Source organism: Streptomyces sp. NPDC013457 (genome assembly GCF_043089925.1).
Taxonomy (GTDB): domain Bacteria; phylum Actinomycetota; class Actinomycetes; order Streptomycetales; family Streptomycetaceae; genus Streptomyces.
This window is the reverse complement of sequence record NZ_JBICBL010000004.1, coordinates 12,299-33,613: the sequence shown is the minus strand read 5'-3', so window position 1 is coordinate 33,613 and position 21,315 is coordinate 12,299. Positions and strand designations below refer to the sequence as shown.

The following is a 21,315-nucleotide window of genomic DNA, read 5'->3' as shown; positions in this document are numbered from 1 at the left end:
TCTTGGGCGCCAACTGGTGAAGCGAAGGTCTATCAGCGGTGGACGACGTCGTCAACGATGACTCAAACCCCTTGTGGGCTGCGGGAATGCAATGAGGCCCCGCACCGGGGAGCCGGTGCGGGGCCTCATTGGTCTACTCCTGTGACGCCTTACTGCTGAGGGGCTGGCGGAGCCTGCGGAGGTGTCTGCTGGGGCTGCTGCGGCCACCCGGCGGGCGGCATCGGAGCGTTCGGATCCGCTTGCGCCTGCGGAGGTACGGGCTGCGCGGGGGGCTGCTGCTCCCACCCCTGGGCCGGGCCGGGCTGGCCGGGCTGGCCGTACTGAGGCGGCTGTCCGGGCTGCCCGGGTTGTCCCGGCTGGCCCGGCTGACCCGGCTGAGGCGCGTACGGCTGGTGCGGGTAGGGCTGCGGCTGAGCCTGCGGGTACGGCTGGGGGGCGTACGGCTGACCGGGCTGCGGCGCGTACGGCTGCCCGGGCGCGGGCTGACCGGGCATCTGCTGCTGACCGGGCATGGGCTGACCGGGCATCTGCTGCTGTCCCGGCATGGGCTGCTGGCCGGGCATGGGCTGTCCCGGCATCTGCTGCTGGCCCGGCATCGGCGGGGCGGCGTTCGGCGGCAGTCCGCCCTGACCGTCGCCCGTCCACAGCCCCTGCACCTGCTGCGCCCGCGCGAAGTCCTCGGCGACCATCGCCGACAGGTTGAAGTACGCCTCACGCGTCTTCGGCCGCATCATGTCGAGGTCGACCTCCGCCCCGGCCGACAGGTGCTCGTCGAAGGGCACCACGATCACCCCGCGGCAACGGGTCTGGAAGTGCTGAACGATGTCGTCGACCTTGATCATCTTTCCGGTCTCGCGCACCCCGGAGATGACCGTGATCGAGCGCTGCACCAGCTCCGCGTACCCGTGGGCGGAGAGCCAGTCGAGCGTCGTCGAGGCGCTGGAGGCGCCGTCGACGGACGGGGTGGAGATGATGATCAGCTGGTCGGCGAGGTCCAGCACGCCGCGCATCGCGCTGTAGAGCAGACCCGTACCGGAGTCGGTGAGGATGACCGGGTACTGCTTGCCCAGGACGTCGATCGCCCGCCGGTAGTCCTCGTCGTTGAACGTCGTCGAGACGGCCGGGTCCACGTCGTTGGCGATGATCTCCAGACCGGAGGGCGCCTGCGAGGTGAAGCGGCGGATGTCCATGTACGAGTTGAGGTACGGGATCGCCTGCACGAGGTCACGGATCGTGGCCCCGGTCTCGCGGCGCACCCGGCGGCCGAGGGTGCCGGCGTCGGGGTTGGCGTCGATGGCGAGGATCTTGTCCTGGCGCTCGGTGGCCAGGGTCGCGCCGAGCGCGGTGGTCGTCGTGGTCTTGCCGACACCGCCCTTGAGGGAGATGACCGCGATCCGGTAGCAGGACAGCACCGGGGTGCGGATGAGGTCGAGCTTGCGCTGCCGCTCGGCCTCCTCCTTCTTGCCGCCGAGCTTGAACCGGGCGGAGGCGCCGGGGTTCCGGCTGGACTTGGCCTTCTGCTTGTTGTTGCGCAGCAGCCGGTCGGAGGAGAGCTCGACCGCGGCGGTGTACCCGAGCGGCGCACCCGGCACGGACCGCTCGCGCTGGTCGTGCGTCACCGGGGTGGGCCAGGCGGCACCGGTCCGCGGGTCGACGGGCGCCTGCGGCGGAACCTGCGCCTCGGGCTGCGGCTGGGGCTGCGCCTCACCGGGCTGCGGGAAGCCGTAGCCGCCCTGGGCCTGAGGGGGCACGGGCGCGGGCTGAGCCTGGGCCGCCGGGACCTGACCGGGCTGCGGGAAGCCGTATCCGCCCTGCGGTGCGGGGGCGGTGGGTGCCTGCGGTGCGGGCTGGGGCTGACCGGGCTGCGGGAACCCGTAGCCGCCCTGAGGCTGAGGCTCCGGAGCCTGGGCCTGGGCCTGGGCCTGCGGAGGCGCGGCGGCAGGCTGAGCCTGAGCGGCCGGGGCCTGACCCGGCTGGGGGAACCCGTATCCGCCCTGCGGCGGAACGGCAGCGGGCGGCTGCTCGGCCTGACCGGGCTGCGGGAAGCCGTATCCGCCCTGCGGTGCGGGGGCGGTGGGCGCCTGCGGTGCCGGCTGGGGCTGACCCGGCTGCGGGAAGGCGTACCCACCCTGGGGCGCCGGAGCCTGAGGTGCCTGTGCCTGAGGTGCCTGTGCCGCGGGCGGCTGCTCGGCCTGACCCGGCTGCGGGAACCCGTATCCACCCTGCGGCGGAACGGCAGCGGGCGGCGTCTGCCAGGAGGCGGCGGCCGGCATCGGAGCGGCCGGCGCCGGTGCCGACTGGTCGCCGGGAGCCACCGGGGCGGGCCACTGCGGCGCGGGCGTGGGCGTCGCGGGCTGGAACGACGGCGGCAGCGGCGGCAGCCCGGCCCCGTCCTGCGGCGCGGGTGCCGCAGGAACCACGGGCGGCATCGGCGCCGGGACGGCGTCCTGGGGTTCGTCGGCGGCCGGCAGCGCGCCTGAGGCGCCGTCATGCGCCTCACCCGGCAGAACGGGGGCCGGGGCCGGGGGCGGTGCGAGCGTGGAGTGCTCGCTCGAGACGGAGGGCTCCGACTGGGAGGAATCGCCCGCAGGCGGGACCGGGGCGCCGCCCGGCGTCTCGGGGGCATCCGGGGCCGCGCCGCTCACGTCCTCCGCCGGAGCGGAGCCGTCGGGGACAGCGGCCGAAACCTCGTCTGCGGGAGCGCCGTTCTCCGCCGGTTCGGCGGATCCACCGCCGGCGGCGCCGACGGCCTCGGCGGAACGGTCCTCCGGCTCCGCGGGGACACCGTCGGGCGTGCCATGGGTGTCGAACGTGGGCGGCGTGGGAGGAGTGTTGGAGTCGGAGACATCGGACGCCGCGCCGTCGCCGGAGCTCACCGGGCGGTCCGCCGGGGCCGCCGAGCTGTCGCCCGCAGCCCCGTCGGGGGCAGATGTCGCGCCGGTTTCACCTCCACCCGTGTGCGCGGCGGCGGCCGCGCGCTCGGAGATCTCCGCCATCTCGCGCTTCATGGCGGCGGGAGAGAAGCGCATGGTGGCGCCGCTTTCCAGATCGCCGCCCCCGAACGACCCGTCGGCGGCGGGCACGACGGGTGCGGCAGGCATCGCGGGCACGACGGGGCCCGGAGCGGCGGGCATCGCCGGCACGACCGGCCCCGGAGCGGCGGGCGTGGCGGGCACGACGGGGCCCTCAGCCGCGGGCGTCGAGGGCACGACCGGTCCCGGAGTCGCGGGCATCGCCGGCACGACCGGCCCCGGAGCAGGAGGCATGGACGGCGCGACGGGGCCCGGAGCCGGCGGTACCGGCGGCTGGGGTGCCCAGTTGGGCTCGAATCCGCTGCCCGCCGGAAGCCCCGGAACGGCAGGCGGAGCACCATGCGGCGCCGGTGGCGTAGCGCCTCCGGCGGCCCCGGAGCCGGCCGATCCCGACGCGTTCTGCGTGTACCAGGCCGGAGGGGTGTAGTCGATGGTGAACTCACCCGTCATCTCGGCGGGATCCGCGTCGGACTGATCATCGGCGGGTGGATTCCAACCCCCGTGGATCTCGTCCCGATCGCCGTTCACTTTGCCTCCTGGTGTGGTCGCGCACCCTTGTGCTGTCGTGGGCGGGCTCTACCCACCCTAAACGCCAACCGCGTTCGTGGGGCAGGCCCGGCTGCCCGCCCGCATCTGTCCCGTAGATCACGTCTCGCCCCCAAGTGACCTACGGGTACCGCAGAGTGAACTGTCAGGTGATCACCTGGCAATCCAAATCCGCGCATAAAGGGACAGGGTGGGGAATTGTCTCGCCGTCAGTCCATCCGGCGTGCGCTGCCCAACAATCCGGTCTCGGCGTCCGTCGCCTGCGTCATCACGAACTGCCGGTCCCGCGGCGTGCACCACAGGGTCACACCGTCGGCGAGCGTCGACAACGCCTCCGACTCGGGCCGCGGAAGGCCCATGATCCGGCCGATCTGCACGGCCTCTTCCGGGGACACCCGCTGGATGCCCACCAGAGAGGACTTCTCCAGGAGGCGTGGAGCCACGGGGCTCAGATACGGCAGCAACGTCACCACCGACTGCCAGGGCGCGGACACGACCCGGCCGCGCGGCGGACGCATCCCGCAGTCCCGTACGACGACCACGGGACTGCCGGCCGAAGCGCCTTGCGGCGGAACACGGCCGACGTCGTGCAGCGTGACGCACGGCTGTCCGCCGCCCGCGGCCTGCGCGAGCCCGGTCCAGGCCGGAGCCCGACCCGTCTCCACGGCCACCCTCGCTCCGGTCGCGGCCGCGCGCAGCGCCAGGACCTGAGCCGTCCACAGGCCGCCGATCAGCGTCACGTCGTACGGAGTGGGGCGGTTGATGCCGAGCACCGCGGGCCGGCCCTCGGCGTCCACGCCGATCACCATCCCGTCGTCACCCACCGGAAGGCTCAGCGCCCCGAGTTGCTCCAGCGGCACCGCGTGCCGGTCGCGGCGCGGCCCGACGAGCCCGAAGCCGAACCGGGGCCGTGTCACCCGTCGCGCACCACGCCCGGAAGCGGCGCGTCGGCCGCCACCGGTGCCTGGCCCGGTACCCGAGTTGCCGGGAGCCGGTTGTGAAGAGGGTGAAGTGGAGAAGGACATCAGCGCGCACCCCCGAGCGGCAGCGATGCCAGCATGCCCGGCACCTGTTCGCGGTCGAGCCGCACCAGACCCGTCTTCACGCCACGCGCCGCACGCTCCAGCTCGTGGCGCGCCGACACGAGCTCCTCGTCGCTGCGGCCGGTGATCCGCACATGGCCCGCCACCGTCACCTCCTGACGGTCGCCGCCACTCAGCGTCAGGCTGAAGGTCGTCGCGAGGGCCGGGAGCGAGGTCAGCAACGCGATCAGCTGCGGCATCGACGCGCCCGAGCCGCCCTCGCGTCCGAGCTGCGGCCAACGCCCCACCCAGTACGTCGTATGGCGCCGGTCGTCGACCCGCCAGGTACGCGACGTCTCCTGCGTCCGACGTACCTGCGCCTGGCCGCGGCCCGCCTGTGCGATCGCCATCGGACTCGCGCACGTCGACGTCGCCAGCGCCGCGATCAGCTCCTGCTCGGTGAGCACGGTCGCCCTGAACCCCGCGCCGGCAAGCCGGCTCGCCAGCTGGTCCGCGGCCCGCACCACACACTTCTGCGCGCCGTTCAGGCCGCCTCCGCGGGCGGCGACGGCCTCCGGACACAGCTCCGGGTCCAGCTTCAGGGCCACCCAGGTGATCCGCAGCGCGGGCGAACCCGTCTGGGCCTGGAGCGGTACGTAGTTCCGCCTGGCCATCGACTGTGCCGGGAGATGCGGGGCGGGCGCGGGCTGTGTGTGCTGCACGATCTGTGCGGACTCCAGCCTGATCCCGTCCACCTCCAGAACGTCCCGGACGACGCCGACGGGCAGTGGACGTGCCGAGCGGTCCGGACGCAGCGCCGTGGCCTCCGACTCGACCCGCACCAGGGCGGTGAGGAACGTACCGTCCCCGATCATCCCGACCGGCCGGCGGTCCCGGTCGCTGTACGTGTAGGTGCGCAAGGCCGGATCGCACTCCACGACCGGTGCGAGGCCCGGCTCGGTGTCCTCCGGAAGGACGAGCGAGGCCGCCCGGCGCGTGCGCGTGCGCAGGGCGAGGAAGGTGGCGAGCCACTCCGGCATCGAGCGGCGGTGCCTGCGCACCACCGCGAGCAGTACGAGCAGCGTCGCGACGACACCGGCGGGGACCAGCAGCAGCGGCTCGATGACCCAGGCCACGAGCAGCAGCGCCGCCGCCATCTCAATCAGTACGAGCTGTTGCAATCGGAACGATCCGAAGTGTCCAGGGCGTGCCTGGAGCCGGGGTGAGACGGCCGAGGGCGCTCCCGCCGAAGAGTGCGCCGGGGGCGCGGAGGAGGGTGCGGCAGCCGCGTGCCGCGTCCGCGTCGCGGATGCCATCATGGAGAATCCCCCCATTCGTCCCGATCGCCCTGGCCCGCCAGGGCCTTGGCAGCTGGATCACCCTACCCGCCCCTCAGGCGCCTTCGGACAGCAGGCATAGTAGGGGGCCGGTCCGACAGCCGGGGCGCGGGTGCCATGCCCCCGAACTCTTCGCTGAAGACTGCGCCTGACGAAAATGGGGACTCATGGCATCACGGCGGGATGAGCTCAACGCGTACACCTTTGCGAAGAAGCGCACGGTGGCCGCATTCCTCCAACCTTCGCCCTCAGGTACCGAGGAGGGGGCGCCGAGGCCCCTGCGCGCGGTTCTGCCCGGCATGATCGTGGGGGCGCTGGTGCTCGCCGGATTCGGCGCCTGGGGCATGTTCAGCCCCAAGGCACCCAAGGGCTGGGACACGCCCGGCACCAAGGTGATCGTGGGCAAGCAGTCGACCACCCGGTACGTGGTGCTCACCACCGGCAAGGGCAAGGACAGGAAGACCCTGCTCCACCCCGTTCTCAACCTCGCCTCGGCGCGACTCCTGCTCACGCCGCAGCAGTTCTCCGTGATCCAGGTCGACGACGAAGTCCTCGACGCGGGCAAGCCGCCGCGGGGTCCGATCCTCGGCATCCCCTACGCCCCCGACCGGCTCCCGACCGCCGACGAGGCGGGCGCCGCCAAGCGGTGGGCCGTGTGCGAGCAGCCCGGCGGCGGCAAGGGAGCCAGTGTCCAGAAGGCCACGTTCGTCTTCGCCCAGCGGGACTTCGGGCGCACCGAGGGCGGCGGACAGCTCAAGGACGGGCAGATGATGTACGTCCAGGGACAGAAGGACAGTGCCCGCTACCTCGTCGACCACCGGGGCACGAAGTACCTGGTGCCAGGGGCCCCCGACGAGTCCGCCGGGCTCACCACGGCGCTCGTCGGTCTCCACAGGAAGCCCCAGCAGGTCACGGACGACTGGCTGGCCACGCTGCACACCGGAAGCCCTCTCGAGTTCCCCCAGATCCCCGGCAAGGTCGGCGACCCCGCCGGAATCGACGGCGGCAACCTCAGCCAGACCGAGGGCCGGGTCGGCATGGTGCTGCTCGGCCAGACCGGTTCCGGGCCCCAGCACTACGTGGTCCTGCCCGGCAAGGTCCAGCCGGTCTCGGAGTTCACGGCCTGGCTGCTCATCAACTCGCCGCAGACCGACGCCCTGGACATGGACGGCAGGGCGACCACGGTCGACGCCGCGTCCTTCACCCCGGACTCCGGCACCTTCGGCGCGCAGTACCGCTGGCCGGCCCGGAAGACCGTGCAGGTCAACACGGTGACCGGCAAGGGCGCCAGGGACACCCTCTGCAGCGTGCTCAACCAGGTCGACGCCAAGGGCCGGACGACGCTGACCACCTGGGCCGGGACGAAGTACCCGGCGGAGATCACCGCCGGCGGCACCAGCACGTACGTCACCCCGGGCAGTGGTCTGCTCTACACCCAGGTGCAGGGCAACCAGTCGAAGCCCGACGGATCGCTGTTCCTCGTGACCGACACCGGTCTGCGCTACGCGGTGCAGGCCAACGGCGACAGCGACGCCGCGCGGTCCGACATCGGCACCGGGGAGCAGGACGGCAAGCAGACCGACGGCCGTCCGGAACCGAGCGCGGCACAGACCCGTCTCGGCTACGAGAAGGTCACTCCGCTTCCCGTCCCGATGGCGTGGTCGGAGTTTCTGTCCAAGGGACCGAGGCTCGACACCAACAGCGCGCGTCAGCCGCAGGGTTCGTAGGAAGGAGGCGTGGTGACGTACCGAACGGCGGCCCTGTTCACCGCCACGGCCCTCACGGCGATCCTCGCCGCTCCACCTGTGGTCGCAGTGGACCGGGACCTCGTCCTCGACGGCAGCGGCGAATGCACGTTCCCGATGAAGAAGCAGATCGAGGGCATCCCCTGGTCCCTGCAGAGGGTCCTGCTCGACGAACTCTGGCAGGACACCAAGGGCAAGGGCATCCGCGTCGCCGTCATCGACACGGGCGTCGACGACGTGAACCCGCAGCTGAAGACCGCTGTGGACGCCAAGGCGGGCAAGGACTACCTGAAGCCGGACAAGAACAGCTCGGGCGCCGAGAACGACCGTCGCGGCAAGACCGACGGCACGGTCGACGAGGTCGGACACGGCACCAAAGTCGCCGGAATCATCGCCGCCCGCCCCCGCGCCGGCACCGGCTTCGTCGGGATCGCCCCCGAGGCGACGATCATCCCGATCCGGCAGAACGACGAGAAGAACAGCGGCAAGTCGGACACGATGGCCCAGGCGATCGACCACGCCGTCGCCAAGGGCGCCCACGTCATCAACATCTCGCAGGACACCACCCAGGCGTTGAGTTCCGACTCCTCGATGGCCAGGGCGGTCGCCAGGGCTCTGGCCGAGGACATCGTCGTCGTCGCCTCGGCCGGCAACGACGGCATGGACGGCAAGCTCAAGAACACCTATCCAGCGGCCTTCCCCGGAGTGCTCGCCGTCGCCTCCTCCGACCGCAACAACGAGCGCGCGGAGTTCTCCCAGTCCGGAACCTTCGTGGGAGTCGCGGCACCCGGCGTCGACATGGTCTCGACCGTCCCCGGCGGCGGCCAGTGCGTCGACAACGGCACCAGCTTCTCCGCCCCGTACGTCTCCGGTGTCGCCGCCCTGCTGCGCGCGAAGCACCCGGAGTGGAAGCCGGCCCAGATCGTGGCCCGCATCGAGCAGACGGCCGTACGGTCCGTCAACGGGCGTGACAACCACGTCGGCTGGGGAGTGGTGGACCCGGTACGGGCCCTCGCCGATGCTCCGGAACCGGCCCCGACGGCACCCGTCCCCGACCCGGCCCCACCCAAGCCGCCGGCGCCGGAACCCGCCCACCTGGCGCTGACGGAGACCCCCCAGGAACGCACCGAACGCATCGGCACGTACGCCCTGGGCGTGGGCGGTGTCCTGGTGGCGGTGATCGCGGGCGCCGCCACGGTCATCCGCGACAGCCGAAGCCGGCGACGGGGGATCTGACTTTGCAATTGGAACTGTCGTACCAAATGGCTAGAGTGGTGTGCGAGTTCGAGAGCCTGACGAGGGGGACTTGAGGTGGGAGAGCCGGCCGGGGGCGGCAAGCAGGGGCTGGAAGTCGGAGAAGTCACTCTCCAGAGCTTCTACTCACGCATGCAGAAGCTCGTCGAGGAACTGAAGGGCTCGCCCGCCGAGCACACGAAGATCGGCGAACAGAAGGTCACGGCCGCGTCGTACGGCACGGGCTTCGCCGCCGCGACGGAACTTCACAGCGCGTACGAAAAGGTACGTACCCGCCTCGAGGAACTCACGAGGACGTTCGGCGAGACGATCGAGGGCATGGGCCTCGCCGCCACGATCGCCGACAAGGGTTACACGGGCGTGGACGAGGAAGAGCGCGAGCGGTACGCGGCGATCCAGAAGCGCACGCAGCAGGAGTACCGCGAGCGCCACGGCGAAGGCGGCCAGGGGACCGGAGACGGCAAGGACAAGCCCGGGCAGCCCGCCAAGGACACGGACGGCACGGACGGCACCGGCGATTCCGGCGGATTCAGCTAGCGGGGGAGTGGCAAGACATGGCAGGAGAGTTCGAGGGGAAGTCCCTGGACGCCCTGTACGCGATGATCGCGTCGGCCAAGCCGGAGGAGATCACCTCCACCGGCACCGCGCTGGCGTCGGCGGTGCCGAAGATCCTCGAGATCGCCGCGGACCTCCGTCTGTACATCAGCCGCGTCCAGTGGGAGGGCGAGGGAGGCAACGCCTTCCGCAAGTGGGGCGCGGGCATGGTCTCCGAGACCCTGGTCCTGGGCGACTTCACCAAGGTCGTCGCCGACGAACTGCAGCGCGCGGGCCAGGCCCTGTCGGAGGCGAAGGCCGCGGTGCCGAAGCCGGCGGGCATGTGCTTCGCGGACGCGGAGAAGGAGAAGGCCCGCATCGAGTCGGAGACGGGTCCGAAGCTCCAGGAGGCGATCCACCAGCTGGAGCGGCTGTCGTCGTACTACGACGCGACGCGGAACCGGATCGGGGCGGAGCGGGAGCCGGATTTCAAGGCACTCCCCGGCACCGTCGCGGGCGGAGAGCACGCGTACGGGACCGGGGGTACCGGCGGCGGAACGACGTATGCGTCCACCTCCGGAGCCGGTGCCTCGCCCGCTGACCGGTCGTCGACACGTACGCCCGACGCGGCGACTCCGAGCCAACCGACACCTGACGTGACGCTTCCCCCGACGGCGACAAGGCCGCCGGAGAGCGAGGTCAACACCAACCTCGACTCGGTGACCATCACGCCGGACGTACCGACCCGTCCGACCCTGCAGCCCCCTACGACGCCGCCGGTGACCACGGTCGGCCCGCCCACTCCGCCGTTGCCGCCCCTGGCTCCCCCGGTCGGTCCTCAGCCCACGACCGGTCCGCCTCGTGCGAACCCGGGGCTCCCGGGCCCCGCGACCGGAGGCCTGAAGGCCCCCAGCCCTCTCGGCACGCCTCCGCGAGCGGAGGGCATCACCGGCGGCCGCCAGGTGCCAGGTCGCACGGGCCTGCCCGGTCAAGGGCCGAGGCTTCCCATGGGCCCGGTGATCGGCGAGGAACGCGCCGGCCAGTACGGTCGCGGTGGGGCAGGGATGCACGGGCCCGGCGCCGGCATGCATGGTGCGCCGGGCGGAAACACGGGCGGTGCGGCGGGTCGCCGACTGGCCATGCAGCCGGGTGGAACCGTCGGGACCCCCACCGGGTCCGCTGGGCGGGCCTTCACCCCTGGCGGCACCGGGCTGGTCCGCCCCGCCTCGACCGAGCGGGGCGAGGACGAGCGCCGTACCAACCGTTCCCGCCCTGACTATCTGACCGAGGACGAGGAGACGTGGGATTCCGGTCAGCGTCAGATCGTCCCGCCCGTCATCGACTAGGAGTCCTTCGCACATGTCCCCGCTTGTTCGTGCCTGTCGCAGCCGTGCGATCGGTCTGCTGAGCGCCGTGATCGCCGTCGTCGCGATGTGGACGGTCGGGGCGCCTACCGCTCAGGCGGAGGACATGCGCGGGCGTCAGTGGTACTTGGACGCGATGAAGGCGGACGAGCTCTGGAAGGTGGCCACAGGCAAGGGGGTCACTGTCGCCGTACTCGACAGCGGGGTGGACTCGTCGGTCTCGGAACTCCGCGGCAAGGTGCTGGCCGGCAGAAACTTCTACGACGCCGGCGGGGGCGACGGCCGTACGGACACGGAACGCCACGGCACGAACATGGCCATCGCCATCGTCGGCAGCGGGTCCGACAGTGGTGTGAAGGGAATCGCCCCCGATGCCAGGGTGCTGCCGGTGAAGGTGGGGGAGCGCGCCACGTTCGGTCTGGTGAAGCACGCGGCGAAGGCCATCCGCTATGCCGTGGACAACGGCGCCCGGGTGATCAACATCTCCATGGCCGGCCCAGCCGTCGAGACTGATGCCGCGGAGTGGCAGGCAGCCGTGGACTACGCCCTGAAGAAGGACGCGCTGATCTTCGCGGGAGCGGGCAACGAGGGTCTGGACATGCCGCAGCACCCCGCGGCGATCCCCGGAGTCGTCGCCGTAGGCGCCCTCGACACCAAGGGCAAGGTCGCCGACTTCTCGAACTACGGCTCCCACATCGCCCTCGCCGCTCCGGGCGTCGAGATTCCCGGCCGCTGCACCGAGGACAAGACGCGGTACTGCGCGGGCTGGGGCACCAGCCAAGCCACCGCCATCGCCTCCGGCACCGCCGCCCTCATCTGGTCCGCGCATCCCGACTGGACCGCCAACCAGGTTCTCCGCGTCATGATGGAGACCGCCGGCCACGTGGGCAAGGTGCCGGACAAGTACATCGGCTACGGCTCCATCCGCCCCGCCCAGATCCTCCTGGAGGGCAAGGGCAACCCGGGCGCCCCCGACGTGAACCCGCTGCTCGCCGCACAGAAGCAGGCGCAGCAGTCGCAGTCGCCCATCCCTCAGACTTCCCCCTCTCCTGACAGCACGGGGGCAAGCGGCACCAACGGGCCGACCCAGGAACCGAAGAACCCTGAGTCCGCGGCCCGGTCCGACGAGAGCGGGTTCCCGCTCTGGGGCATCGCCGTGAGTGCCGTCGCGGTCGTCGCCGTCGTCATCGGCGTCGTCGTGGCGGCAGGCAGGCGCAACAGGAGAGCGTAGCCAGAGCTGAGCTACGCGTACGAGTACCTTCCCGACAACGAGGAGCGTCACATGACCAGCCCCGCAGGTGGGTTCGGGCTTGCCGAGGATCCGGTAACCCAGGCCAAGAACAAGATCATGCAGACCGGCGAAGAGGTCTCCAAGCAGGCCCGCGAGATGGCCAACATCCTGGAGACGGTCCACGCGGGCTGGACGGGTGCGGGCGCGGCAGGCTTCAAGACCGCGCAGTCGGCCCTCAACGAGGACCACGACACCATCCGGCGTCTGCTCAACGTGCTGCTCAACGCGGTCAACGAGACCAAGAACCTCAGCGCGGCGAACGACTTCGAGGTGTTCCAGACCCTCAAGGCCAACAACTCCGCGCTGAACAACATCTGAGTCCGAGGAGAGCACGATGTCCGGCATCGATCAGAACACCAAGGTCCGGTACGAGAGCGTCCAGGAGATGGCGAACCGCCTCCGGACCGTCTCCTCGAACATCATCAAGGACCTCGAAGAGATGAACGCCGCCCTACGTGTCGTCACCGACACCTGGGACGGCGAGGCGCACCAGGAGTACGTGATCCTCCAGGGCAAGTACAAGAAGCGTGCCGAGGACATGAAGAACCGCCTCGAGACGGTCGCGAAGCAGATCGAGTCGGGCAAGGACAGCTACCGCGCCACGGACGTCAAGGCGTCGCGCCTGTTCACCGAGGGCTACTGACCCTCCCCGTTCAGCGCAGCAGAAGGGGCCCGTCCCAGGCTGGGACGGGCCCCTTCGCGTGCACCTCGTACGCCTCGCGCACGCGCCCTACTTCAGGTCGAACTCGCCGTCCCTCGCACCCAGGACGAACGCCGTCCACTCCGCCTCGGTGTAGCGCAGGACCGTGCCCGGGTCGAGGGAGGACCGCATCGCGACGGCCCCGCCCGGCAGATGGGCGATCTCCACGCGCTCCTCGTCGGGGCTCGTGCCGGGGGCGCCCTGCCACTCGACATCGCTGATGTCGAGCGCGTACAGCTCGTCCTTTTCCTGCTGAGTGCCCATCAGTCTCTGCTCCTTAGTGCGGGTGGAACGTCGTCGCCCGTCAATGATCGACCCGGACGGCTCCCGGTGTCAGACGGACGGCGGATTCACTTCGCCTGCGCGGCGAAAGTCCGCGCCAGCTCCACGACCTGGTCCGGCTCGAGCGCGCTCTTGTCGTCCTCCCCGACGGTCAGGAGCAGAGCCACGTCACCCTTGCCGCCGGAGTCGAGCCGGACGGTCACCACGTTCCCGCCCTTGCTCGCCACGGGCTCGCCGGGCTTCGCGTCGTAGGCCTTCGTGCCGAAGGACTTCACGTCCTCGACGGACATGCCGCCAGCCTGCTGGGCGGTGGGCAGGAGGTAGTTGGTCGCGTTCCCGGCTTCCGTGCCGGCGGTGTGGACCGTCAGGTCCTCACCGCCCACGTGGTACGAGCAGGTGATGATCCCGCCGGCCTTGCCGGCCAACGGCGACTGCGGGTCCGACGTCTTTCCGCCCTCACCCGTCGCCATCGGGTCGCCCGCCTCGGCCCCCGCCGCGCCGGCCTCGATCCCCTCGCCGACGTTCGCCGCCTCGGCGGCCTTCCCGGCGTCGTACGGCACCGGGCACGCGTCGGCCCCGTCCTTCCCGACGCCCTCGGCGAGCTCGACCACCCGGTCCACGCTCAGGGAACCCCCGGCGTCCGCCCCATCGCCGCTCCCGCAGCCGGCCAGAGCCGCGACGAGAACGGCGCTCACGACGGCGCCTGCGGTTACGTGCTTCGTTCGGATCTTCACGAGCTACCTTCGGTAAGGGGCTTCACGACAGGGTCCTTCGCCAACGGCTTGTTCTCACAGCCCAAAACCTCCGTGGCCCGCCGCGTCATCTGGTGTACGAACGACATCTGCTGATCCTGAGTGCCGTGGTCCTTGACCGGGCCCAGGTTCATGGTGAACGAGGCGTCCGCATGGAGAAGCACCTTCTTCGACCGTGCCTTCAGCTCGCCGGGCAGCTCGCACTGGACGTAAAGGTCCGTCATGGTGTCGTGGGACTTACCCGTCGCACCATCGAACCGATAGCTGCTCGTGCCCTCGGGGTCCTTGCCCGATGTCGCCTCGGTGAGGGGCGCCCACCTGTATTCGATGGTCGCCTGACCGTCCCCGGCCACACCCTTGGGCAGGTACTCGCACTGCCGGACGGACTGCGTCACCTGTCCTTCCGGTTCTCCTCGCAGATTGACCGACATCTTTTCGACGAAGTCAGGAACGCGGTTGCCGATTCGGGTCTCGAAGGAGTTCGCCCGGATCACCTGCAGCAGCAGCTTTTCCTCCGAGGAACCGGAGGCGATGTCGCACACGTAGTCATCCGGAGGTCCCGCTTGTGGAGGCGCGTCACTCGAGCACGCGGTCGTGACCAGCGCGAGCGGGACGACCGCGGCCACCGCGAAGCGTGAGAAGCCAGAAGGGCGCCTAGTTGCCCAGGTGTGATGCCGCCGTGCTGCGACCGTCCTCGTAGCCGCCATTCGCCGCGTCCTTCGCCGAGTTGTACGGGCCATTGTCCAGAATTCCTTCCTTCTTCCCCCAAGCGGTGAGAAGGTCGTTCGTGCCGTCCTTGCCGGACGAGTAGTTCTCGCTCGACTCCTTCTTCGCCTGTTCCTCAGCCGCCTCCGTGACGTCCTTGACCCACTCGTACTTGGCGGTGTCGACGATGGCACCGGCGGCCGAGCCAGCGAACGGGATCTCGCCGACGATGCTGTTGACGCCGTTTGCCGAATACTCCGCGGTCGTCTCCGCCCACTCGACCTTGTCGTCCTTCTTGTCGATGTAGACGTCGGCGCCGATCCCGTTGAGGGCACCCAGCGCACCCCCGACGTGCTTCGCCCGGTGGTCCCAGTCGGCACTCTGGCCGTGCGTCGCATCACCCGAGAAGTCCGGTGCCTCCGCGAGCTGCTTAGCCGAGTACGAACGCTCCGCCTCATAGATCAGGGCGAAGGAGTCACCGTCCTCGGCCACGCCTCGCATGACGCGGATGAGGTCACCCTGCGATACGGCCATGTGCGCGTTCTCGCCGGAACCGATGATGGATTCCTTACCGCCGCTGAGGCCGTATGCGGGGTCCTCACCGTTCAGGATCACATGGGTGTCGTTGACGTAGTCCGCGAGGGCGTGCGCCATCGGCTTCTGGAGGTTCGCCAGGTGCTCGGGGAACTTGCCCTCGTCCAGCTGGGACTCGAGGTAGTCGACGGAGTGGTGCATCACGCGCGCCTGGCCCTCCGTATGGGCCCCCACCTCACCGAGTTTCTCGCCCGGGGCGTGCCCTGTTGCCGCCGCCTGGATGGCCGCGCCGAGGCCCGTCGCCTTGAACGGGTCCTTCATCTCGTCGACGTAACCCGGCGCCGACATCCACGGGTCGACCCACTTGCGATCCGTGATCAGGTACTTCAGGTGGTCGTTCTCGTTCCCCGGAGCCTTCGGGTCGAGGAAGTACTCGGCGTCCGACGGGTCCTTGCTCATGATCTTGAGCAGGCCGTCCACCGGGTCATGGAGGAGGTTCGGGCGCTGGCCGTCGAAGTGGTGCGCCCAGATGTTCTCCTTGTCCTTCTCGACCCGGATCATGTCGCTGCCGATCTCGTTCAGGAACTCCTTGCCGTAGTCGGCGCTGCCCTGCGACATGAGCGTGACCAGGTGCTGGTACCCGTGCGAGGGCCGGAGGTTGCCCGTGATGTTGTCGTCGCCGATCGCCTTCAGGCCGTCCACGAACGGCCGGTACGCGTAGCCGTTCGGGTCCTTCGTGCCCGATGCGATCGTGTCCGCCAGGCCGGCGTTGATCGAGTTGTACAGCTTCTTGTCCGCGTCCGAAATGCCCCGCTCGTTCGCAGCCAGGTTCATCTCGTCGGCGATCTTCAGCGCGTCCTTCGCGCCCAGCGCGTGCAGATACGCCTCGCTGAAGTGCTTGTCCTTGGAGTTCTTCTCCAGGATCTCGCGGTACTGCTCCAGTTCCTTCCGCGACGCGTCGCCGTTGCGCACCTTCTCCGAGAGGGCGAGTGCCTCCACGGCCTCGACGTCGCCCACCGGCTTGGAGTTGAAGCCCAGCGGCGCCGTGCCGTCCGCGCCGGAGGCGTTCAGCAGGGCGGTCTTGACGTCCTGGTCGAACTCCGTGATCGCCTTGACCGCGTCGTTGATCTTCTTCGTGTACGACTGCTCGACCGAATGGAGGTCCGGGTCGTGCTGGATCGTGTACGCCTCCTTCTGGGAGACCTTGCTGAAGTCGAAGCTCGCGACGCCGTACTCCGAGACCTTCATGCCGGCCGTGACCGCCTCGTCGACGGCCGTCTTCACCCGGCCCTTGAGCTCGGTGAGCGTGCTGTGGGCGTCCCGCAGCAGCGACTCCATCGCCTTCGCCTCTTTCTGCGCGGCGTCGAGCTCACCCCGGGTGATGCCGAAGTTGGTCGCGCCGATCTGCTGGGCCTGTCCGGTCCACAGCGGGCCGCCCGACGCGACCTTCTGGACGTCCTTCTCGTACAGGTCCTCGACCTTCTTGAACTTCTCCGCCATGGTCTTCCAGCCGTCGGCGGCGGTGCTCAGCTTGCCGAGGTCGGTCTTCATGATCTCTTCGTACGTCGGCATCGCGTCTCCCCCTACAGTCCCGAGATCTTCGACTGCGTCACGAGTCCGTTCCCCGTGACGATGTCGTTGCTCTGGAACAGCGTCGACGCGCTTCGCAGCGCGCCCTTCTCCGAATCGAGGCGCGCGTTGAGCCGCTTCACCTGGCTGTCCCAGTGGTCGTGCGCCTTCTTCAGGCCGGCGGCCGTCTCCCAGCCCTTGAACGCGGCGACGGCGCCGCTGGTGGACTCGTCGGCCGCGTCGGCGGCCGTCTTCAGGTCCGGCTGGATGTGGTTCTCGATGCTGTTGGCCGCCTGCTTCTTCTTCGCGGGCGTCGTCGCCAGGTCGGGACCGGTGCCCCCGCCGCCGCCCCCGTCCGCGGGGAGCTGGTTGAGGCGCGTGTTCGCCGACTGGTTCTCGATCGCGGCGGTCTTCGCCTGGGCCCACTCGTCATTGAACGACATTGACTCCCCCTCGCTGGATTAGCGCGATGTTTGCAGTGATGAAGTGTTCACGTCCACCGGCGACGACGTCACGGGCCGCCTCACGGTTCTGTCCGCCGGGCTCTTCCATGTCTCGCCGCACGCTGTTCCGTGCGTCCCGTCACCGATCTCATCTGTCCGGCATCCGTTCGCATCTCTGCGGCCCGCTTCTCGTCGCTCCGGCCCGCCTCGCATTGCTCAGGCCCGCCTCTCATCGCTCCGGCATCCGCCCGGTCTGCACCAGCGACGAGCCGCCCCGGCGCCCGACGAAGAGGCCACGTCCCGCCGGCATGGGCCGCGGCCGGGCGCTGCCCAGGAGGTCGCCCTCCTGCGGGTCGCCCGACAGGACCACGCCCTGCGCGCCCAGTTCCTTGATGCGCTGCATGAACGCCTCGTACATCGAGCGGGAGGCCCCGGCGCTGTTGCGGGCGATGATGAAGCGAACGCCCGTGTCACGGGCGAACGGCAGATACTCCGCGAGCGCGGCCAGCGGGTTGCCGGCGCTCGTCGCCACGAGGTCGTAGTCGTCGACGACGATGAAGACCTGCGGGCCCGACCACCAGCTGCGGTCCCGCAGCTGCTGCGGTGTCACGTCCTGGGGCGGCTGCCGTCGCGAGAAGACACCCGCCAGCGCTTCCATGTGCATCTGCATCGAGCTCGCCATCGGCGCGTACTCCAGCAGGTGCTCCTCCGGCAGGGCGCCGAGGAGCGCCCGTCGGTAGTCGCCGACGACGAGCTTCGCCTCGTCGGGGGAGTAGCGCTCCGCGATCTGCTTGGTGAACAGGCGCAGCAGGTTCGTCTTGCCGGACTCGCTCTCGCCGAAGATCAGGAAGAACGGGTCCGTGTCGAAGTTGACGAACACCGGCTCCAGCCGTGTCTCGTCGATGCCGATGGCGATGCCGTGCTGCGGGAACTCGAAGCCCTTCGGCAGCTGGTCCGCCGGAACCTTGTGCGGCAGCAGTCGTACCGCGGGAGCGGGCGGGCCGGCCCAGGCGTTACGCACCGCCTGCACGAACGCCGCCGTTCCCTCCGCGAGGTCGCCGGAGGTGCTCAGCGAGTCGAGCAGCGGCAGGCCGCCCATGAAGTGCAGCTTCTCCGGCACCTGGCCGCGGCCGGGCACGCCGGTGGGCACGTTGGCCGCCACCTTGCGGTCGAACTCGGAGTCCATGACGTCGCCGAGGCGCAGTTCCAGACGGCTCAGCATCTGGTCCTTGATCGCGGCACGGACCTCCATGTAGCGGGCGGCCGTGATCACCACATGGATGCCGTATCCGAGGCCGCGGGCCGCGATGTCGGAGACGATCGCCTCCAGCCCTTCGTACTCGTTCCTGAAGCCGCCCCAGCCGTCGATGACGAGGAAGACGTCGCCCCAGGCCTCGCCCGGCAGTTCACCCGCGGCGCGCTTGCGCCGGTAGGTGGCGATCGAGTCGATGGAGTGCGAGCGGAAGAACTCCTCCCGCCGGTTCAGCACGCCGAGCACCTCCGCCACCGTCCGCCGCACCCGCTCGGGGTCGAGCCGGGAGGCGATGCCGCCGACATGTGGCAGCTCGGCCAGCGAGATCATGCTGCCGCCGCCGAAGTCCAGTGCGTAGAACTGCACTTCGGCCGGAGTGTGCGTCAGCGCGAAGGACGAGATCAGCGTCCGCATCAACGTCGACTTGCCGGACTGCGGACCGCCGACCACCATCATGTGGCCCGCCGCACCCGAGAAGTCCCGGTACAGCACCTCGCGCCGCTGCTCGAAGGGCTTGTCGATGAGTCCGAGCGGCACCGTGAGCCCGCCCTGGCGCGTGTACTCCGTCGCCGTCAGACCGCGGTCCGCGGTCGGCGCGATCCCCGGCAGGAGCTGGTCCAGCGAGGGCGCCCGGTCCAGCGGCGGCAGCCACACCTGGTGTGCGGGCACGCCCTGGCCTTCCAGCCGACGCACGATCACGTCGAGGACGGTGTCCGCGAGCGCCTCGTCCTCCTCCTCACGCTGCGCCGCCATGTACGCCGGGTCGGGCGCGGCGTACACCACCGGTACCGGCGTGGCCGTGAAGATCACGGGCCGCCGCTCGATCGGCAGCTGCCCGGCGGCGAGCCGCGGCCCGCCCGTGCGGTAGGTGCCGGAGACGTACGCCGCCTTGAACCGGGTCATCTCGTCCGTACCGAACTTCAGATAGCCCGAACCCGGCACCGACGGCAGGTGGTAGGCGTCCGGCACGCCGATGGCCGTGCGCGACTCGGCCGCCGAGAACGTCCGCAGACCGATCCGGTACGAGAGATAGGTGTCGAGACCGCGGAGCTTGCCCTCCTCCAGCCGCTGCGAGGCCAGCAGCAGGTGCACACCCAGGGACCTGCCGATGCGGCCGATCTGGATGAACATGTCGATGAAGTCCGGCTTCGCGGTCAGCAGCTCGGAGAACTCGTCGATGACCAGGACCAGCGAGGCCAGCGGCTCCAGCGGGGCACCGGCCGCCCGCGCCTTCTCGTAGTCGTGGATGTTGGCGTAGTTGCCCGCCGAACGCAGCAGCTCCTGACGGCGCTGCAGCTCACCGCGGATCGCGTCGCCCATCCGGTCGACGAGCGTGAGGTCGTCGGCGAGGTTGGTGATGACGGCGGCGACGTGCGGCATCTGGGACATGCCCGCGAAGGTCGCACCGCCCTTGAAGTCCGCGAGGACGAAGTTCAGCGTCTCCGAGGAGTGCGTCACCGCGAGACCGAGGACCAGGGTGCGCAGCAGCTCCGACTTCCCGGATCCGGTCGCACCGACGCACAGCCCGTGCGGGCCCATGCCCTCCTGAGCGGCCTCCTTCAGGTCCAGCATGATCGGCTGGCCGTCCTCGCCGACACCGATCGGCACACGCAGCCGCTCCGCCACGGAGCGGGGCCGCCAGGTCCGCGACACGTCCACCGAGCCGGCGTCACCCAGGTTCAGCAGATCCGTGAAGTCCAGGTTGGCGAGGAGCGGTTCGTCGTCGTCCCCACCGCCCATCCGCAACGGCGCGAGCTGCCGGGCCAGCGCTTCGGCCGCCGGCAGCGAGATCCCGTCCGGCACACCCTCGTACGCGAAGCCGCCCCCCGACTCCAGGCGCAGCCGCCCGGGCCGTACGACCACCGACAGACCACCGCGCGGCTCGTCGAGCTCACCGGGGACCACCTCGATGATGGTCACGCCCTGCAGGCCCTCGGGCGCCGCGAACAGCGAGTCCGGCGGCACCATTCCGCCGTCGAGGACGACCACCACATGCGGCTGGTCCAGGACGGGCTGGCTGTCGCGGCTGAACCTCGGCCGGCCGTCGAGCCGCGAGCGGATCAACGACTCGAGCTCACCGAGGTCGTCGCCGAACAGTCGCCTGCTGCCCGCGCCGTCGACCTGACCGGCCACCTGCGTGTGCGGCAGCCACTTCGTCCAGTCCCATCGCTCGTGCGCACCCCTGGCCGCGACCACGGCCAGCATCAGATCGTCGGGGGAGTGGAGCGTCACCAGCTGGGAGACCATGCCGCGCGCCGCGGCCTGCGCCGCCTCCGGCTCCCCGGAGACCGTCACGTGGTAGAAGGCGCGCATCGAGACCGCCATCGGCAGCCCGTCCAGCGAACCGTGCACCGCGAGGAACTGCTGCATCGCACCCGCGCACAACGGCTCCAGCTCGTCCACCGGCGCCGTGTCCGGGGCGACCAGCGGCGTCGCCAGCTGCTGGGCGCCCAGCCCGATCCGCACCTGCCCGAAGTCCTTGTCGCCCACACGGCGTTCCCACACGCGCGAACCTTCCGCCACCACCGACCACAACTGCTCGGGCGAGGGGTGCAGATACAGCTGCGCGTCCCGCTGCCGGCGTGCGGTGCGCCGGACCGTACGCCGCGTCTGCGCGAGGTATTTGAGGTAGTCACGCCGCACATCGGCAATTTGCCCCTGCGTACCCTTCCGGAATCGGACGAGCTGCGCGATGACCATTCCGACCGTCGAGACGAGCATCAGGATGCCCATGATGCGCATGAACGGATGCGCTCCAGGCATGAAGAAGAACACCACGGAGGAGCCCATGCCGAGCATCGGCAGGAGCTGCATCAACATGCCCTCCTGCTGCCCGCGCGGCAGTTCGGGCGGAGACTCCAGGACCAGTTCCTCACTGGGTACTTCCGGAGGAAGGGACCTCGGCGGGCGTTTGACGACGATCTGGCTCACCGGCTCATCAATCCCTCGTTAC

Annotated in this window: 16 protein-coding genes; 7 read left to right on the top strand and 9 right to left on the bottom strand. The window is 70.2% G+C overall.

Translation table 11 applies throughout. From position 1 onward, the window contains the following. Positions 1-149 precede the first annotated feature (149 nt). From ACF1G2_RS12005 to eccE, 3 genes are all read right to left on the bottom strand, one after another. Positions 150-3,560, bottom strand: a complete 3,411-nt coding sequence (locus tag ACF1G2_RS12005; RefSeq protein WP_391798171.1) for an SCO5717 family growth-regulating ATPase — start codon at positions 3,558-3,560, stop codon at positions 150-152. 227 nt (positions 3,561-3,787) lie between these two features. Beyond that, positions 3,788-4,603 carry a hypothetical protein gene (locus ACF1G2_RS12000; RefSeq protein WP_391798170.1) on the bottom strand — a complete coding sequence of 272 codons (816 nt, stop codon included), beginning with the start codon at positions 4,601-4,603 and terminating at the stop codon, positions 3,788-3,790. Continuing rightward, complete coding sequence (gene eccE, locus ACF1G2_RS11995; RefSeq protein ID WP_391798555.1) at positions 4,603-5,916, bottom strand: type VII secretion protein EccE; 1,314 nt, start codon at positions 5,914-5,916, stop codon at positions 4,603-4,605. The genes ACF1G2_RS12000 and eccE overlap by 1 nt, the downstream gene beginning before the upstream one ends. Positions 5,917-6,104: 188 nt before the next feature. Here eccE and eccB point away from each other — a divergent pair, with 188 nt between their 5' ends. The 7 genes from eccB (at position 6,105) to ACF1G2_RS11960 (ending at position 12,768) form a co-directional block, all read left to right on the top strand. Beyond that, on the top strand, positions 6,105-7,664 hold the full coding sequence (gene eccB / locus ACF1G2_RS11990; RefSeq protein WP_391798169.1) for a type VII secretion protein EccB: 1,560 nt from the start codon (positions 6,105-6,107) through the stop codon (positions 7,662-7,664). 135 nt (positions 7,665-7,799) lie between these two features. After that, positions 7,800-8,918 carry a type VII secretion-associated serine protease mycosin gene (gene mycP / locus ACF1G2_RS11985; RefSeq protein ID WP_391798554.1) on the top strand — a complete coding sequence of 373 codons (1,119 nt, stop codon included), beginning with the start codon at positions 7,800-7,802 and terminating at the stop codon, positions 8,916-8,918. A 75-nt stretch (positions 8,919-8,993) separates the two neighbouring features. Continuing rightward, positions 8,994-9,473, top strand: coding sequence for a hypothetical protein (locus ACF1G2_RS11980; RefSeq protein ID WP_391798168.1), 480 nt, complete (start codon positions 8,994-8,996; stop codon positions 9,471-9,473). 17 nt (positions 9,474-9,490) lie between these two features. Then, positions 9,491-10,816 (top strand): WXG100 family type VII secretion target, encoded by a 1,326-nt coding sequence (locus ACF1G2_RS11975; protein WP_391798167.1) that lies wholly within the window; start codon positions 9,491-9,493, stop codon positions 10,814-10,816. A gap of 13 nt (positions 10,817-10,829) precedes the next feature. After that, positions 10,830-12,065: a S8 family serine peptidase gene (locus ACF1G2_RS11970; protein WP_391798166.1), complete on the top strand. Its 1,236-nt coding sequence runs from the start codon at positions 10,830-10,832 to the stop codon at positions 12,063-12,065. Positions 12,066-12,116: 51 nt separating this feature from the next. Beyond that, the gene (locus tag ACF1G2_RS11965) at positions 12,117-12,443 is read left to right on the top strand and encodes a WXG100 family type VII secretion target (protein ID WP_391798165.1); all 327 of its coding nucleotides are present in this window, start codon (positions 12,117-12,119) and stop codon (positions 12,441-12,443) included. A gap of 16 nt (positions 12,444-12,459) precedes the next feature. Further along, positions 12,460-12,768, top strand: coding sequence for a WXG100 family type VII secretion target (locus ACF1G2_RS11960; RefSeq protein WP_383228235.1), 309 nt, complete (start codon positions 12,460-12,462; stop codon positions 12,766-12,768). An 87-nt stretch (positions 12,769-12,855) separates the two neighbouring features. Here ACF1G2_RS11960 and ACF1G2_RS11955 read toward each other — a convergent pair whose 3' ends face one another. From ACF1G2_RS11955 to eccCa, 6 genes are all read right to left on the bottom strand, one after another. Beyond that, positions 12,856-13,089, bottom strand: a complete 234-nt coding sequence (locus tag ACF1G2_RS11955) for a DUF397 domain-containing protein (protein ID WP_391798164.1) — start codon at positions 13,087-13,089, stop codon at positions 12,856-12,858. 86 nt (positions 13,090-13,175) lie between these two features. Further along, the gene (locus tag ACF1G2_RS11950) at positions 13,176-13,802 is read right to left on the bottom strand and encodes a hypothetical protein (protein ID WP_391798163.1); all 627 of its coding nucleotides are present in this window, start codon (positions 13,800-13,802) and stop codon (positions 13,176-13,178) included. A 35-nt stretch (positions 13,803-13,837) separates the two neighbouring features. Next, a complete protein-coding gene (locus ACF1G2_RS11945) occupies positions 13,838-14,485 on the bottom strand; it encodes a hypothetical protein (RefSeq protein WP_391798162.1) in 648 nt (215 codons plus the stop codon). A gap of 28 nt (positions 14,486-14,513) precedes the next feature. Then, positions 14,514-16,670, bottom strand: coding sequence for a hypothetical protein (locus tag ACF1G2_RS11940; protein WP_391798161.1), 2,157 nt, complete (start codon positions 16,668-16,670; stop codon positions 14,514-14,516). Positions 16,671-16,681: 11 nt separating this feature from the next. Then, entirely contained in the window at positions 16,682-17,110 is a 429-nt protein-coding gene (locus ACF1G2_RS11935; RefSeq protein WP_391798160.1) for a hypothetical protein, read from the bottom strand. A gap of 229 nt (positions 17,111-17,339) precedes the next feature. Further along, on the bottom strand, positions 17,340-21,293 hold the full coding sequence (gene eccCa, locus ACF1G2_RS11930) for a type VII secretion protein EccCa (protein WP_391798159.1): 3,954 nt from the start codon (positions 21,291-21,293) through the stop codon (positions 17,340-17,342). Positions 21,294-21,315 lie beyond the last annotated feature (22 nt).

Excerpts from the sequence above, each read along its gene's own strand:
- ACF1G2_RS12000 (WP_391798170.1), bottom strand. The coding sequence starts at position 4,603 with ATGTCCTTCTCCACTTCACCCTCTTCACAACCGGCTCCCGGCAACTCG.
- eccE (WP_391798555.1), bottom strand. The coding sequence starts at position 5,916 with ATGGCATCCGCGACGCGGACGCGGCACGCGGCTGCCGCACCCTCCTCC.
- ACF1G2_RS11935 (WP_391798160.1), bottom strand. The coding sequence starts at position 17,110 with ATGTCGTTCAATGACGAGTGGGCCCAGGCGAAGACCGCCGCGATCGAG.
- ACF1G2_RS11975 (WP_391798167.1), top strand. The coding sequence starts at position 9,491 with ATGGCAGGAGAGTTCGAGGGGAAGTCCCTGGACGCCCTGTACGCGATG.
- ACF1G2_RS11960 (WP_383228235.1), top strand. The coding sequence starts at position 12,460 with ATGTCCGGCATCGATCAGAACACCAAGGTCCGGTACGAGAGCGTCCAG.
- eccB (WP_391798169.1), top strand. The coding sequence starts at position 6,105 with ATGGCATCACGGCGGGATGAGCTCAACGCGTACACCTTTGCGAAGAAG.
- ACF1G2_RS11955 (WP_391798164.1), bottom strand. The coding sequence starts at position 13,089 with ATGGGCACTCAGCAGGAAAAGGACGAGCTGTACGCGCTCGACATCAGC.
- ACF1G2_RS11940 (WP_391798161.1), bottom strand. The coding sequence starts at position 16,670 with ATGCCGACGTACGAAGAGATCATGAAGACCGACCTCGGCAAGCTGAGC.
- mycP (WP_391798554.1), top strand. The coding sequence starts at position 7,800 with ATGAAGAAGCAGATCGAGGGCATCCCCTGGTCCCTGCAGAGGGTCCTG.
- ACF1G2_RS11970 (WP_391798166.1), top strand. The coding sequence starts at position 10,830 with ATGTCCCCGCTTGTTCGTGCCTGTCGCAGCCGTGCGATCGGTCTGCTG.
- ACF1G2_RS11965 (WP_391798165.1), top strand. The coding sequence starts at position 12,117 with ATGACCAGCCCCGCAGGTGGGTTCGGGCTTGCCGAGGATCCGGTAACC.